The following is a 14,726-nucleotide window of genomic DNA, read 5'->3' on the forward strand; positions in this document are numbered from 1 at the left end:
CGATGGCAGGAGGGACGGGGCGGCACCGCTCCGTATGGATGGACGTGAAGCGATACTTCCGTGGGCCCGTCATGTGGATCGTGCTGGCCGTCCTCGCCGTGGTCGTGTTGATGCAGGTCGTCGGTTCGTCCGGCGGGCACAAGACGGTCGACACCGGCCAGGTCGTCCAGGCGATCAACGACAAGCAAGTACAGTCGGCCAGCCTCACCACCGGTGACGACCAGATGATCAAGGTCGATCTCAAGGACGGCCAGAAGATCGACGGCAGTGCGAAGATCCAGGCCAGCTACATCGGCGACATGGGCTTCGACCTCGCCCGGAAGCTCCAGGCGGGTTACGAGGACAAGAGCATCCCCGAGGGCTACACGGTCTCGCCCTCGAAGCAGAGCCCGTTCCTCAGCATTCTGCTCTCGCTGCTGCCCTTCGTCCTGATCGTCCTGGTCTTCCTCTTCCTGATGAACCAGATGCAGGGCGGCGGCTCCCGCGTCATGCAGTTCGGGAAGTCCAAGGCCAAGCTGATCACCAAGGACACCCCGAAGACGACCTTCGCCGACGTGGCGGGGTCGGACGAGGCGGTCGAGGAGCTCCACGAGATCAAGGAGTTCCTCCAGGAGCCGGCCAAGTTCCAGGCCGTCGGCGCCAAGATCCCCAAGGGCGTGCTGCTCTACGGCCCGCCCGGTACGGGTAAGACCCTGCTGGCCCGCGCCGTCGCGGGTGAGGCGGGCGTGCCGTTCTACTCGATCTCCGGCTCCGACTTCGTCGAGATGTTCGTCGGTGTGGGCGCCTCCCGCGTCCGCGACCTCTTCGAGCAGGCCAAGGCGAACGCCCCGGCGATCGTCTTCGTCGACGAGATCGACGCCGTCGGCCGCCACCGCGGCGCCGGCATGGGCGGCGGTCACGACGAGCGCGAGCAGACCCTCAACCAGCTCCTGGTCGAGATGGACGGCTTCGACGTGCAGGGCGGCGTGATCCTCATCGCCGCCACCAACCGCCCGGACATCCTCGACCCGGCGCTGCTGCGCCCGGGCCGTTTCGACCGGCAGATCGCCGTGGACCGGCCCGACATGCAGGGCCGCCTGGAGATCCTCAAGGTCCATGTGAAGGGCAAGCCGGTCGCCCCGGACGTCGACCTCTCGGCCGTCGCCCGCCGCACCCCCGGCTTCACCGGTGCCGACCTGGCCAACGTCCTGAACGAGGCGGCCCTGCTGACCGCCCGCAGCGACCAGAAGCTGATCGACAACCACATGCTGGACGAGGCGATCGACCGCGTCGTGGCGGGCCCGCAGAAGCGGACCCGGATCATGTCCGACAAGGAGAAGAAGATCACCGCGTACCACGAGGGCGGACACGCCCTGGTCGCGGCGGCCTCGCCCAACTCCGACCCGGTGCACAAGATCACGATCCTCTCGCGCGGCCGCGCCCTCGGGTACACGATGGTGCTGCCGGAGGAGGACAAGTACTCCACCACGCGCAACGAGATGCTCGACCAGCTCGCCTACATGCTGGGCGGGCGGGCCGCCGAGGAACTGGTCTTCCACGACCCGACCACCGGCGCCGCCAACGACATCGAGAAGGCCACCGGTACGGCCCGCGCGATGGTCACCCAGTACGGCATGACCGAGCGGCTCGGCGCCATCAAGTTCGGCGGCGACAACACCGAGCCCTTCCTCGGCCGCGACATGGCGCACCAGCGGGACTACTCCGAGGAGGTCGCGGCGCTCGTCGACGAGGAGGTCAAGAAGCTCATCGAGACGGCGCACAACGAGGCCTGGGAGATCCTGGTCGAGAACCGCGACGTCCTCGACAACCTGGTCCTCCAGCTCCTGGAGAAGGAGACGCTGGGCAAGGAGGAGATCGCCGAGATCTTCGCCACCATCGTCAAGCGCCCGGCCCGCCCCGCGTGGACCGGCTCGACCCGGCGTACGCCCTCGACGCGGCCGCCGGTCCTCTCGCCCAAGGAGCTGAGCCTCACCAACGGCGCCAACGGCTCCCCGGCCGCCCTCGGCACCGGCCCCTCGAACGGTTCCACCCCGGACCTGACGAAGCCGCCGGCCTCCCCGGAGGACCGTCCCGAGGAGTGACACACCCCGCGTGACGGCTCCCACATCCGCTGTGCGGCGGGCGGGGCTGGAATGCAGGCCGCGCCCCCCAGGTTCTAGCCTGGGGGCGCGGCCGTTTCGTATGCCCGCAGGTGACACGCGTAATACGCACAGGAACGAGGCAGAGATGACCGACCCGGTGACGCTGGACGGGCTGGGCGCGATCGGCGAGTTCGACGAGAAGCGGGCCGAGCACGCCGTGCGCGAGCTGCTCCTCGCCGTCGGCGAGGACCCGGACCGCGAGGGCCTGCGCGAGACGCCGGCGCGGGTGGCGCGGGCGTACCGCGAGATATTCGCCGGGCTGTGGCAGAAGCCCGAGGACGTGCTGACCACCACCTTCGACCTCGGCCACGACGAGATGGTGCTGGTCAAGGACATCGAGGTGCAGAGCAGCTGCGAGCACCACCTGGTGCCGTTCGTCGGGGTCGCGCACGTCGGCTACATCCCCTCGGCCGACGGCAAGATCACCGGGCTCTCCAAGCTGGCCCGGCTGGTCGACGTCTACGCCCGCCGCCCGCAGGTCCAGGAGCGGCTGACCACGCAGATCGCCGACTCGCTGATGGAGATCCTGGAGCCGCGCGGCGTCATCGTCGTCGTGGAGTGCGAGCACATGTGCATGACGATGCGCGGGGTCCGCAAGCCCGGCGCCAAGACGATCACCTCGGCCGTCCGCGGCCAGCTCCGCGACGCCGCCACCCGCAACGAGGCGATGAGCCTGATCATGGCCCGCTGACCCGGACCGGGACAGGACGTACGAAGGCCGGGCGCTCCCTTCAGCGGGGTGCGCCCGGCCTTTCGTGTGCCAGGGGCCCAGGTCAGACGGTCGGGGCGGCGCCCGGGGTGTTGTCGTCGCCGTCCTCGGGGAGCTTGCAGACCCGCTCCAGGTAGAGCCCGGCGGCGATCACACCGGCGCCCGCGACCAGGGAGGCGCCCGCGTAGAGCGCCTGGTCGGCGCGGGCCGGGACCTCCAGGTAGCCGAGGAGGAAGACCGACACCCCGCCGTACATCCCGGCGACCAGCGCGGCCACCAGGGCGCTCGCCTGGCCGAAGACCAGGGCGCGGGCGGCCACCAGCGGGTCGACGCCCTTCGCCTCGGGACGCCGCTCGCGCTGCGCGCGCAGCCGGGAGCGGAACGCCAGGGCCGTCGCCAGCAGTACGGCGGCGATGGCCGCCAGCACGATCGGGGCGAACAGCGGGACCGCGGGCAGGGTGCCGAAGGCGTCCCAGAGCCGGGCACCCGCCCAGGACAGTACGGCGGCGACCACGAGGAGGCCGGCCAGTGTCCTGATGCGGAGCTGCTTCACGGAGGTCAGGTCCTTTCGCACGCGTGGCGGGCGCATCCCGCGACGTCACAGGGGGCGGCCGGGCTCAGGCGGGCCGGGCCCCTTCCTCCAGCTTGCCCCGGGCACGGGGCGTACGCCCGGCCGTTCCACGGGGGCAACGTCTACTCCGGGAGTCGGAGTTCCAGGTCCTCGCGGCGGGTCAGGCCGTCCCCGGCCAGGGCCGACAGCAGCTCGTCCACCGAGCCCTGCCCCGGCAGCTCGGCCTCGGGGTCCACGTCGTGCCAGGGGGCGAGGACGAAGGCGCGCTCGTGGGCGTGCGGGTGGGGGAGGGTGAGTTCGGGGTCGGCCGAGACGACGTCGGCGTAGGCAACGATGTCGACGTCCAGGGTGCGCGGGCCCCAGCGCTCGTCGCGGACCCGGTGGAACGCCTCCTCGACCGCCTGGGCGCGCTCCAGCAGCGAGCCGGGGGGCAGCGTCGTGCGGATCACCGCGACCGCGTTGAAGTACGAGGGCTGGGAGCCGGGCTCGACGCCCCACGGCTCCGTCTCGTAGACCGGGGAGACGGCTTTGACCCGCAGGCCGGGGGTGTCCTCCAGCGCGTCGACGGCGCCCTGGAGGGTTTCCAGGCGGTTGCCGAGGTTGCTGCCGAGGGAGATCACCGCGGTCTTCGGGTTGGAGAGGGTCACGTCGGCGGCGTCCACCTGCTCGACGACGGAGGCCGGGACCGGCTGCACGGTGGGGTCGCTGCTGTTCGGGTTCATACACGGCTCCGGGTGATGGTGACGGTCACGTCGTCGAACGGGACGGTGATCGGGGCGTCCGGTTTGTGGACGGTGACCTCGACCTCCTGGACCGCGTCCGTCTTCAGGCAGGTCCGGGCGATGCGCTCGGCCAGGGTCTCGATGAGGTTCACCGGCTCGCCCTCGACCACGGCCACGACCTCCTCGGCGACGATGCCGTAGTGGACGGTCCGGGTCAGGTCGTCGCTCTCGGCTGCGGGCCGGGTGTCCAGACCGAGGACGAGGTCGACGATGAAGGTCTGGCCCTCCTCGCGCTCCTTGGGAAAGACACCGTGGTGCCCTCGGCCCTTGAGGCCGCGCAGCGCGACACGATCCACGCGAATCACTCCTGCTCTTGTCGTTGTCGGCGGGCGGTGCGCGCGTGCGGCCGGCCCACCGGCCTCAGGCGAGGCTACCGGTGGCCACCGACACGGCCCGCCCACGGGGTCGGGACAGCACGGGGAAGAACCGGGGAACCCCACATGACGCGCACCTGGCCGCGCCCGCCCGAAAACCGGTCCCCCACCCTCCGGGCAGGGACGGCGAAGGGGCCCCTACCCAGAACGCCGGCGAATCAGCCCGCCCTCAGGCAGGGGATTCCTCACCCGGCCCGCCGTCCCCGTCGCCGTCCTCCCCCTCCAGTTCGGCGAGGACGGGGGAGGCGTGGTGCGACCAGAGCTTCCACCCCTCGGTGGTGCGCCGGAAGACGTTGGTCGCGACGACCAGCTGCCCCACCAGCGGACCCAGCTCCCCGTCCTCCGGCGGCGGGCCCCCGCTCAGGATGTTCTCCGTGCAGGTCACGATCGCCGTCGCGCCCAGCAGGGAGGTCTGCACGTCGGTCAGGATGAACTGGATGTAGTCGGTGTTCGCCATGATCACGGCGTACGAGCGGAGCACCTCGCCCCGGCCGCTGAGGACCGGCCAGCCCGGGTGGACGCAGGACAGGGACTCCTCGTCCAGCCAGAGCGCGGCCAGCTCCGCGTAGTCCCCGCGTTCCACGATGTCGTAGTACTCGGCGTTGGCACGCTCGACCTGCTCGATCTCGGTGGAGGTCACCGGGCTCCGTTCGTCGGGGGCGCGCGAGGGGCGCGCGGGGGAGAGCTTGTGGGGGTGGAACGGGCCGGGGGTCAGCGGGCGGCCTCGACCGCGCGGGCCACGCGGACGGCGTCGGCGGTCGGCCGGACGTCGTGGACGCGGACCGCCCAGGCGCCGGCCTGCGCGGAGAGCGCGGAGATCGCGGCGGTGGCCGCGTCGCGCTCGCGGGCGGGCGGCGGGGTGGCGTCGGGGCCGGCCAGCACCCGGCCGAGGAACCGCTTGCGGGAGGCGGCGACCAGCAGCGGGTGGCCGAGCGCCCGCAGCCGGTCCAGGTGGGCGACGAGCGCCAGGTCGTGCGGCGCCTGTTTGGCGAAGCCGAGGCCCGGGTCGACGACGATCCGGTCGGGGGCGATGCCGCCGGCGACGGCCGCGTCGATCCGCGTCCGCAGCTCGTCGGTGACTTCGCCGACCACGTCGGTGTAGACGGCATGGCTGTTCATCGCGGAGCTGAAGCCGCGCCAGTGCATCACCACGAAGGGCGCCCCGGCGGCGGCCACCGCCGGGATCATCGCGGGGTCGGCGAGACCGCCGCTCACGTCGTTGACCAGGAGCGCGCCGGCGGCGAGCGACTGCTCGGCGACGGCGGCGCGCATCGTGTCGACCGAGACGACCAGGCCCTCGGCGGCCAGCGCCCGCACCACGGGCACCACCCGGCGCAGCTCCTCGGCCTCGTCCACCCGGGGCGCGCCGGGGCGGGTCGACTCGCCGCCCACGTCGATCAGGTCGGCGCCGCGCGAGGCCAGGTCCAGGCCGTGCTTGACCGCCCGCTCGGTGTCGAACCAGCGGCCGCCGTCGGAGAACGAGTCCGGGGTCACGTTGACCACGCCCATGACCGCGCAGCGGTCCCACTCCGGAAGCCCTGCGACGCGCCCGCGCCCAAACGACGTACTCATGTCTCCAGCCTAGAGCCGTGCGGGGACGCCACCACCGCGCGGACCCTGTCAGACGGCGTGCACGGTCTCCAGGGCGACGTCCTCGCGGGGCACGGCGCGGGAGTCGGCGGCCGTGGAGCGGCGCAGGGCCTCGTGGAGCGCGGCCGGGGTCAGCACGCCGAGGAAGCGGTGGTCGTCGTCGGGGTCGAGGACGGCGATCCAGCCGGCGTCGTGCTGGAGCATGGTCGCGAAGGCGCGCTTGAGGGGCGCGCCGACCGGCAGCCACGCCTCCATCCGGCGGGCCTGCTCGCCGACGGTCCCCTCGGCGCCCTCGGCGCGGGCCGCCGAGATCCAGCCGTGCAGCTTCTCCTCGCCGTCCAGCACCACCGCCCAGCGGGCGCCCTCGGCGCGCAGCCGCTGCCCGGCGGCGGCCAGCGGGTCGTCGAGGTGGACGACGGGCGGGCGGACCAGGTCACCGGGCTCGATCGGGGTGACCGAGAGCCGCTTGAGGCCCCGGTCGGCGCCGACGAAGTCCGCGACGTAGGGGGTGGCGGGGGCGCCGAGGACGGCGGCGGGGGTGTCGAACTGCTCGATGCGGCCGTGGCCGTAGACGGCGATGCGGTCGCCGAGCCGGACCGCCTCCTCGATGTCGTGGGTGACGAAGAGCACGGTCTTGTGGACCTCGGCCTGGAGCTTCAGGAACTCGTTCTGGAGGTGTTCGCGGACCACCGGGTCGACGGCGCCGAACGGCTCGTCCATCAGCAGCACCGGCGGGTCGGCGGCGAGCGCGCGGGCGACCCCGACGCGCTGGCGCTGGCCGCCGGAGAGCTGCTCCGGGTAGCGGGTGCCGTGCGTGGACGGGTCGAGGCCGACCAGTTCCAGCAGCTCGGCGGCGCGGGCGCGGGCCTTGGCGCGCTTCCAGCCGAGCAGGTGCGGGACGGTGGCGGTGTTCTCCAGGACCGTCTTGTGCGGGAAGAGGCCGACCTGCTGGATGACGTAGCCGATGCGGCGGCGCAGCTCGACCGGGTCGACGGCGGATATGTCCTCGCCGTCCAGGAAGATCCGGCCGGAGGTCGGCTCGATGAGCCGGTTGACCATCTTCATCGTGGTGGTCTTGCCGCACCCCGAGGGCCCGACGAGCGTGACGAGTTCCCCCGCGGCGACCTCGAGGGTGAGGTCGTCCACCGCGGTCGTCCCGTCCGCGTACACCTTGCTGACCTGCTCGAACCGGATCATGGGTCCCCCTTGTCGTGGCCGTGGATGGTGGGCGTGTGAAGGCTGTGTTGCAGGTCTGCCCCGGAAAGGGGCGAACCCCGGCGATTGTCGGTGCCCGGCGCTAGGGTCGCAGACAGTCGTGGACACCTGTTCGGTAAGGGTGGGTTTCCGGCGGTTTCGGCGGTCCCGTCAGGAAGGGCCGCGCGGGGTGGTCCCTGTCGTACAGGGGTCCGCCGAACAGGGGTGTGAACGGCGGGATGCGGGGGAGGCGGGCGGGGTGAGCGCAGCGAACTGCCTGGTGGCCAACGACTGGGTCTGCGGGGAGTACTTCCGTACGCGCGGCCAGGACCTGGTCGACGCGACCCTCCAGCACATCGGCATCACGGTGGCCGCCGTCGTCATCGGCGTGCTGACCGCCTTCCCGCTGGCGGTCCTCGCCCACCGCAGGCGCGCCTTCGCGGCCCCGGTCCTCGCGGTGACCACGCTCTTCTACACGGTCCCCTCGCTCGCCATGTTCTCCCTGCTGCTCCCGCTCTTCGGGCTCTCGGCGGCGCTGGTGATCACCGGGCTGGTGCTCTACTCGCTGACGATCCTGGTCCGGAACACCCTCGCGGGGCTCGACGCCGTCCCCGAGGAGGCCCGCGAGGCGGCCACCGGCATGGGGTACGGGCCGTGGCGGCTGCTCTGGGAGGTCGAGGTGCCGCTCGCGCTGCCCGCGCTGCTGGCAGGGGTGCGGATCACCACCGTCTCCACCGTCGCCCTCACCACGGTCGGCGCCATCGTCGACTACGGCGGCCTCGGCTCCCTCATCCTCGACGGCCTCGACACCGACTTCCGCGCCCAGGTGCTCGCCGCCTCGGTGCTCTGCGTGATCCTGGCGATCACCGCCGACGTGCTCCTCCTGGGCCTGCAACGGCTCTGCACCCCCTGGACGCGCCTGGGCGCCGCCGCACCCGGCCCGGCTCCCGCGAGGAAGGCGGCGACGACTCCGTGAACGACCTCATCGGCGCCTGGACCTGGCTCACCACCGCCGCCCACTGGCAGGGCGAGAAGGGCGTGTGGAACCGCCTCGGCGAACACCTCTACTACAGCGGTGTCTGCCTGGTGATCGCCTGCCTCGTCGCGCTCCCGCTCGCGCTGTGGCTCGGCCACCTCGGCAAGGGCGGCACGCTCGCGGTCAACATCTCCAACGTCGGCCGCGCCGTCCCCACCCTCGCCGTGCTCGTCCTGCTCTCCCTCACCCCGCTCGGCGCGCGCGAAGGCGTGCCGACGCTGATCGCCCTGGTGCTCTTCGCGGTGCCGCCGCTGCTGACCAACGCCTACCTCGGCATGCGCGAGGTGGACCGGCCCGTCGTGGAGGCCGCCCGGGGCATGGGGATGAGCGGCTGGCAGCTCTTCCGCCGGGTCGAGCTGCCGCTGGCCCAGCCGCTGCTGATGACCGGGCTGCGCACCGCCGGCGTCCAGGTCGTCGCCACGGCCACGCTCGCCGCGATGGCCGGCGAGGGCGGGCTGGGCCGGATCATCACCGCCGGGTTCGGGCTGAGCAACACCCCGCAGGTGATAGCCGGGGCCTTCCTCGTCGCCCTGCTGGCGGTGCTGGTCGAAGGGGTGCTCGTCCTGGTCACCCGGCTGACGGCTCCCGACCGGGGCGCGGGGAGGGCCGCCCGGGCGGCGAAGCGCGGGCCGGGCCGGTCCGCTCCGGCCTCCTCCGGCGGTACGCCCCGGGTCACCCCGGCCGACGCGGCGCCCTGACCGGTGCCCCCGACTCTTCCGCAGTGCCCGACAGGCAGCAGTACCCCCCCCGATCCTGATCCTGATCCTGATCCGACGAATGGTGGACACCCCATGAACAGCAACACGCGACGGACCTCGCGGTTCGGCAGGAAGTCCGGTGCGGCGCTCGCCGTGGCCGCGCTCGCCGTCTCCCTCGCCGCCTGTGGCGGGGAGAGCCTGGAGGACCAGGGGAAGGGCGAGAAGGCCGGTTCGGGCGAGGGCGGCAAGGGCTCGCTCGTCGTCGGCGCCGCCCGGTTCACCGAGGCCAAGGTGCTCGGTGAGCTGTACGCGCAGATCCTGCGCGACGCCGGTTACGACACCGACGTCAAGACCGTGCAGAACCGCGAGGTCTACGCCAAGGAACTGGAGAAGGGAGCGATCGACATCGTTCCCGAATACGCCGCGACGCTCACCGAATTCTTCAACCTCCAGAAGAACGGGCCCGACGCCGAACCGGTCGCCTCCAGCGACGCCGACGCCACCGTGGCCGAGTTGAGGAAGTTCGCCGAGCCGAAGGGGCTCACCGTCCTGGCGCACGGCGAGGCCGTCGACCAGAACGCCTTCGCGGTCAGCAAGGAATTCGCCGACAAGCACAACCTGAAGACGCTTTCGGATCTCGGGAAGTCCGGCGAGAAGGTCAAGATCGCGGCGGGCGACGAATGCGAGACCCGCCCGTTCTGCGCCCCGGGCCTGAAGAAGACCTACGGCATCGACGTCACCGGGATCGACCCCAAGGGCGTGGGCACCCCGCAGGCCAAGCAGGCGGTGAAGAACGGCACCGACCAGCTCGTGCTGACCACCACCACCGACGCCACCCTCGCCAACTACGGCCTGGTGCTCCTGGAGGACGACAAGAAGCTCCAGAACGCCGACAACATCCTCCCGGTCGTCCACACCAAGGACGCCGGGGACAAGGAGATAGCCGGCATCCTCGGCAAGCTCACCAAGACCCTCACCACCGAGGACCTCGCCGAGCTGAACCGCAAGGTCGACGAGGAGCGCCAGAAGGAGGCCGACGTGGCCGGGGCGTACCTCAAGGAGAAGGGTCTGCTGGGCTCCTGAGCCCCTTGAGCCTCCGGAGACGGCTCGGTCTCCCGTGGTTCGGTCCGGGGGTGCGGACACGTCCGTAAATGATCTTGAAATACCTGGTGCCGCACCCCCCGGCGGAAGCTCGGATTCCGTCAATCGGCCCGGCGGTGAACGCCCCTGGCCCGTGTCCGGAGCCTTTTCCGGGGCCGGAATGCTTTCCCCTGTGGGGAGTTCGCGTGCGGGGTGCGCTCGGCAGCTCGTCGTACCAACGGAGGAGATTTCCGGTCGGGGCTCCATCCGTGCGCCTACGCGCGGTAAGTTTCTGGCCATGCCACGTGGACGTCATCGCCATTCCCCACCGCTGCACCGGCTGCTGCCGCCGACGGTCCTCGCCGCGCTCGCCCTGGCCTGCGCCGCACTGGCCTGGATCTTCCCCGATCCGCTGGTCCTGCGGCTGCTCGTGGCCGCCGCCGCCCTCGCCGCCGTGGTCAGCGCCGTCCTCATGCGGCGCTGGGACCGGGAGGCGGGCAAGCGGGTCGCCGAACTGACCCGTTCGCGGGCCGGGGCCGAGTGGCGCCACGAGGAGCGCGTCGCCGAACTGGAGGCGGACCTCGAGGAGTCCCGGGAACTGCGCGCCAGGCTGGAGCAGAAGATCCGGGCCAAGCGCACCGAGATCGCGGGCCTGCGCGGCGAGCACGCCGCCCTGCTGCGCCGGTACGCCAACGCCGAGACCCAGCGGGCCAGCGCGCTCGAAGGCCGCCGCCGCCTCGCCATCGAGGCGGCCGCCCCGGCCCGCGCCCTCCCCGCCGCCCCGGCGCAGGGCGTCGGCCTCGCCCCCGTACCGGCGCCCGGGCAGGCCCCGGTGCCCGCACCCGGCGCCCACCGGGTGCCGCGCCAGGCCACCCCGGAGCTGTACCGCCGGGCGGGTGCCGCGCTGGAACGCCTCGCGCGCGGACCGGTGCCGCAACCCGCGACCCCGCAGCCCGCCGCCCCGCAGCCCACGACCCCGGAGGGGGACCCGGCGGCGGGGAAGCCCCAGGCGGCCGCCCCGCAGAACCCTGCGTACGGACCGGTCGCCGGCACCATCGGGACCGGGCGCCCCTCCGTGCCCGTCGCCGCGACCGTCGTCGACCCCGCCCGCGCCCGGGCGCCGCGCGCCATCGGCGGCTTCGACTTCTTCGGCACCGCCGGCCAGTCGCCCACCGAGGCGCTGGAGCACGAGGACCTCGCCGACGTCGTCGGTGAGGAGGCGCTCGCCGCGCACCGGCAGGACACCGCCCGCCCCGCCTCCGCCCCGCAGGGCGTGGCCGGTGCCCAGGCGGGCCAGGTGCGCCACGGCCGCGAGCCGTCCTCCCCGCCGTCCCCCACCGCGACCGGCGGCGCGGACGAGGACGCCGAGGACGACCGGGCCGCCGCCCCCGAACGCCCGGCGCACGGCCGCGACGAGGTCGGCCACGTCATCGACCTGACCGAACACGACGAGACCGAACAGCTCGACGTCGGCACCCTCCGCACCGCCCTGCGGGCCTGACAGCCCGCACGCGCACCAGAACAGTCCCCGTACCGGAACGTGGCCCGGTACGGGGACTGTTGTGTGCGCCGGGCGGCCACCGCCCGCACCGGTGCCGACGGCCGGGGCCCGCCCGGGCTTTGGGCAGTACGGAAACTTCTTGTCCGGTGCGGTGCGGTCGGTGAGGGTGAGCGGAATGCCGTGAGTGCGGCGGCCGTGGCGCTTTCCGGTCCTGCCGGCACGACGGTCCCCCCGTCAGGACAGACGTGAATGAAGGGCAGGAACCCATGGCGGCCACGACCACTGACGCCGGTACCGCACCGACGGGCCATCCACAGCGCTGGCTCATCCTCGGCGTCATCTGCCTGGCCCAGCTGACGGTGCTGCTCGACAACACGGTGCTGAACGTCGCGATCCCCTCCCTCACCCGCGAACTGGACGCCTCGACTGCCGACGTCCAGTGGATGATCAACGCCTACTCGCTGGTGCAGTCGGGACTGCTGCTCACCGCCGGCAGCTCCGCCGACCGGTACGGGCGGAAGAAGATGCTGGTCGTGGGGCTCGCGGTGTTCGGCGTGGGCTCACTGGTGGCCGGGCTCGCCCAGTCCTCCGCCCAGCTGATCGCGGCCCGCGCGGGGATGGGCGTCGGCGGCGCGCTGCTGATCACCACCACCCTCGCCGTGGTCGTCCAGATCTTCGACGAGCGGGAGCGGGTCCGCGCGATCGGCCTGTGGGCCACGGTCAACGCGCTGGGCGTCGCGATCGGCCCGCTGGTCGGCGGCGTCATCCTCAACCACTTCTCGTGGGGCGTCATCTTCCTGATCAACATCCCGGTCGCCCTGCTGGGCCTGGTCGCGGTGGTCGCGCTCGTCCCCGAGTCGAAGAGCAAGGACGGCGAACGCCCCGACCTGCCCGGAGCGCTGCTCTCCACCGTCGGCATGACCGGCGTGGTCTACGCGATCATCTCCGGCCCGGAGCACGGCTGGCTCTCCGGGTACGTCGCCGCCTCCTGGGCGATCGGCCTCGCCGTGCTCGCCGCCTTCGTCCTCTGGGAGCTGCACACCCCGCACCCCATGCTCGACATGCGGTTCTTCCGCGACCGCCGGTTCACCGGCGCGGTGGCGGGCGCGGTGCTGATCGCCTTCGGCATGGGCGGCTCGCTCTTCCTGCTCACCCAGCACCTCCAGTTCGTCCTCGGGTACGGGCCGCTGGAGGCGGGGCTGCGGATCGCCCCGCTCGCGATCAGCGTGGTCGTCCTCAACCTCGTCGGCATCGGTGCCTGGGTCCTGCCGAAGATCGGCACGCCGCTCACCATCGCGATCGGCATGGGGCTGCTGTCGGCGGGCCTCGCCGTGATCGCCCTCTTCGGCAGCGGGGCGTACGCCGGGATGGTCTCCGGGCTCGTCGTGATGGGCATCGGTATCGCCCTGGCCACGCCCGCCATGGCCAACGCGCTGATGAGCGCGATCCCCCGGGAGAAGGCGGGCGTCGGGGCCGCGGTCAACGGCACCCTCGGCGAGTTCGGCAACGGGCTCGGCGTGGCGACCCTGGGCGCCGTCCTCAACTCCCGCTTCGCCGCCCTCGTGCCGGGCGCGGTGGGCGCCGCCTCGCTGCCCAGCGTCCTGGCCGAGGCAGACACCGCCGCCGAACGCCAAGTAGTCGCCGAGGGTTTCGCAGCCGGCCTGGAAACCAGCCAGCTCTTCGGCGCCGTGGCCGTCCTGTTCGGCGGAGCCGTCGCGGCCTTCCTGCTGTGGCGTGCCGAGCGGGTTCTGGCGGCGGACATGCCGGAGACCGCGCGGGAGGCGCAGGAGGCGCAGGCGGCAGGCGCGGTGCCGGAGAAGGACGACAAGCCCGAGGCCGCGGGCGTGTGACCTCCGCTCTCCGGCCGGCAGTTGACCCCGACTCGGGTTGAGCGTCCAGGGCCGCGTGCGCAGATGTCGACGTAGCCGGGAGGCATGACCGTGAAGACGCTGGTGCTGGGAAGGACGCCCGCCAGGGTGCGGGAGGTACTGGCCACGCTGCGCGAGGACGGCTTCGACGCGGAGGGCGTGAGCACCGACGAGGAGGCCCGCGGGCTCCTGGCGTCCGGGGAGTTCGGGGTGCTGATCGTCGGTGGCGGGGTGGGGCCGGAGTCCCGCGCCGCGCTGAAGGAGTGCGCCGCCGGGCACGGGGTGCGCGAGGTGATCGACGGCGCCCTCACCGAACCGTTCGACGCCTATGTGCGGCGGGAGTTCGAGCCGCTGATCCGCAAGGCGTCGGCGGAGGGCTGACGGCGGGCGCTCGGGCACCTCGGGGGGTCGGGCGGGCCGCGCCGCTCCTGGTCGACACCGGCGGGGCGACGATCGTGGCGCTGGACGGCACGGTGCTCCTGATGGCCCGGCCCGGGCCGCGGCGCGCGTTCGGGGCGAGCGCGGCGCAGCTCCGGTGGACCGGCACCGGCTACCTCGTCGCGGTGGCCGCCCTGCTGGTCCTCGCAGAGCGGCTCGGCGTCCGGTACGGGCATCTGCGGCTGCTCCGCCTCGGACCGACCGGCTTCGGCCTGGCCTCGGCCGGGATCGCGCTGGCGCCCTCGGTCGGCTGGGTGATCGGGCTGCGGGTGGCGCAAGGGGTGTGCGGCGCCTTGCTCCAGCCCGCGACACTCGCGGTGCTGCGGCCGGCGTACCCGGAGAAGGAACCGCGCCGGGCGGTCGCTCTGCGGACCGGCGCCATCGCGGTGGCGGCCGGGAGCGGGCCCGTGCTCGGCGGGCTCCTCGTGGCGCACTTCGGCCGGCAGTCCGTGTTCTGGATCAGCCTTCCGCTGGTGCTCGCCGCGGTGGTGCCGGCCACCGCGATGCCGCTCCCGGAGCGGGACCGCCCCGTCGCGCAGCGGCTCGGCATGGCCGGGGCGGTGCTGCCCGCGGCTGCCTGGCGGTACTCGGCCACGCGCTCGCACAGGTACCGGCGCGAGGCTGGGCTGCGCCGAACACCCTGCTGCTCCTAACCGGGATCACGGCCCTCGCCCTGCTGCCCGCCGCCCTGCCGCCTTCGACGGGGCGGGGCGGCGCGGGTCGGGGTGTGAGCGGCGGACCTCC

Annotated in this window: 15 protein-coding genes; 9 read left to right on the forward strand and 6 right to left on the reverse strand. The window is 72.9% G+C overall.

The genetic code is table 11. The features are described 5' to 3' along the window. Positions 1 to 38: 38 nt before the first annotated feature. Both ftsH and folE read left to right on the forward strand, forming a co-directional pair. The gene (ftsH, locus tag OIM89_RS17115; protein ID WP_030699156.1) at positions 39 to 2,081 is read left to right on the forward strand and encodes an ATP-dependent zinc metalloprotease FtsH; all 2,043 of its coding nucleotides are present in this window, start codon (positions 39 to 41) and stop codon (positions 2,079 to 2,081) included. Positions 2,082 to 2,226: 145 nt separating this feature from the next. Beyond that, on the forward strand, positions 2,227 to 2,832 hold the full coding sequence (folE, locus tag OIM89_RS17120) for a GTP cyclohydrolase I FolE (protein WP_003948942.1): 606 nt from the start codon (positions 2,227 to 2,229) through the stop codon (positions 2,830 to 2,832). Positions 2,833 to 2,914: 82 nt separating this feature from the next. Here folE and OIM89_RS17125 read toward each other — a convergent pair whose 3' ends face one another. The 6 genes from OIM89_RS17125 to OIM89_RS17150 all read right to left on the reverse strand — a co-directional run bounded on the left by OIM89_RS17125 (position 2,915) and on the right by OIM89_RS17150 (position 7,364). Further along, entirely contained in the window at positions 2,915 to 3,403 is a 489-nt protein-coding gene (locus OIM89_RS17125) for a DUF3180 domain-containing protein (RefSeq protein WP_264491402.1), read from the reverse strand. A 140-nt stretch (positions 3,404 to 3,543) separates the two neighbouring features. Then, positions 3,544 to 4,143 carry a 2-amino-4-hydroxy-6-hydroxymethyldihydropteridine diphosphokinase gene (folK, locus tag OIM89_RS17130; RefSeq protein WP_030699154.1) on the reverse strand — a complete coding sequence of 200 codons (600 nt, stop codon included), beginning with the start codon at positions 4,141 to 4,143 and terminating at the stop codon, positions 3,544 to 3,546. Continuing rightward, on the reverse strand, positions 4,140 to 4,499 hold the full coding sequence (folB, locus tag OIM89_RS17135; RefSeq protein ID WP_023418702.1) for a dihydroneopterin aldolase: 360 nt from the start codon (positions 4,497 to 4,499) through the stop codon (positions 4,140 to 4,142). The genes folK and folB overlap by 4 nt, the downstream gene beginning before the upstream one ends. Before the next feature lie 247 nt (positions 4,500 to 4,746). After that, complete coding sequence (locus OIM89_RS17140; protein WP_030699153.1) at positions 4,747 to 5,217, reverse strand: nuclear transport factor 2 family protein; 471 nt, start codon at positions 5,215 to 5,217, stop codon at positions 4,747 to 4,749. Positions 5,218 to 5,288: 71 nt separating this feature from the next. Continuing rightward, on the reverse strand, positions 5,289 to 6,149 hold the full coding sequence (folP, locus tag OIM89_RS17145; RefSeq protein ID WP_078858244.1) for a dihydropteroate synthase: 861 nt from the start codon (positions 6,147 to 6,149) through the stop codon (positions 5,289 to 5,291). Between the two features lie 48 nt (positions 6,150 to 6,197). Continuing rightward, a complete protein-coding gene (locus OIM89_RS17150) occupies positions 6,198 to 7,364 on the reverse strand; it encodes an ABC transporter ATP-binding protein (RefSeq protein ID WP_175457830.1) in 1,167 nt (388 codons plus the stop codon). A 256-nt stretch (positions 7,365 to 7,620) separates the two neighbouring features. Between OIM89_RS17150 and OIM89_RS17155 the strand changes: the two genes are divergently transcribed. The 7 genes from OIM89_RS17155 (at position 7,621) to OIM89_RS17185 (ending at position 14,635) form a co-directional block, all read left to right on the forward strand. Continuing rightward, entirely contained in the window at positions 7,621 to 8,337 is a 717-nt protein-coding gene (locus OIM89_RS17155) for an ABC transporter permease (protein WP_030699150.1), read from the forward strand. Further along, positions 8,334 to 9,095 (forward strand): ABC transporter permease, encoded by a 762-nt coding sequence (locus OIM89_RS17160; RefSeq protein ID WP_030699149.1) that lies wholly within the window; start codon positions 8,334 to 8,336, stop codon positions 9,093 to 9,095. Before OIM89_RS17155 ends, OIM89_RS17160 begins: the two co-directional genes overlap by 4 nt. 93 nt (positions 9,096 to 9,188) lie before the next feature. After that, on the forward strand, positions 9,189 to 10,178 hold the full coding sequence (locus OIM89_RS17165) for an ABC transporter substrate-binding protein (protein ID WP_030699148.1): 990 nt from the start codon (positions 9,189 to 9,191) through the stop codon (positions 10,176 to 10,178). A 295-nt stretch (positions 10,179 to 10,473) separates the two neighbouring features. Continuing rightward, positions 10,474 to 11,676 (forward strand): hypothetical protein, encoded by a 1,203-nt coding sequence (locus tag OIM89_RS17170; RefSeq protein ID WP_226965430.1) that lies wholly within the window; start codon positions 10,474 to 10,476, stop codon positions 11,674 to 11,676. A gap of 266 nt (positions 11,677 to 11,942) precedes the next feature. Beyond that, entirely contained in the window at positions 11,943 to 13,526 is a 1,584-nt protein-coding gene (locus tag OIM89_RS17175; RefSeq protein WP_175457827.1) for an MFS transporter, read from the forward strand. A 90-nt stretch (positions 13,527 to 13,616) separates the two neighbouring features. Next, a complete protein-coding gene (locus tag OIM89_RS17180; protein WP_030699146.1) occupies positions 13,617 to 13,925 on the forward strand; it encodes a hypothetical protein in 309 nt (102 codons plus the stop codon). Between the two features lie 74 nt (positions 13,926 to 13,999). Beyond that, complete coding sequence (locus tag OIM89_RS17185) at positions 14,000 to 14,635, forward strand: MFS transporter (RefSeq protein WP_374197952.1); 636 nt, start codon at positions 14,000 to 14,002, stop codon at positions 14,633 to 14,635. Positions 14,636 to 14,726: the final 91 nt, after the last annotated feature.

It is taken from the genome of Streptomyces sp. BI87, from assembly GCF_025957665.1.
Classification (GTDB): Bacteria; Actinomycetota; Actinomycetes; order Streptomycetales; family Streptomycetaceae; genus Streptomyces; species Streptomyces albidoflavus.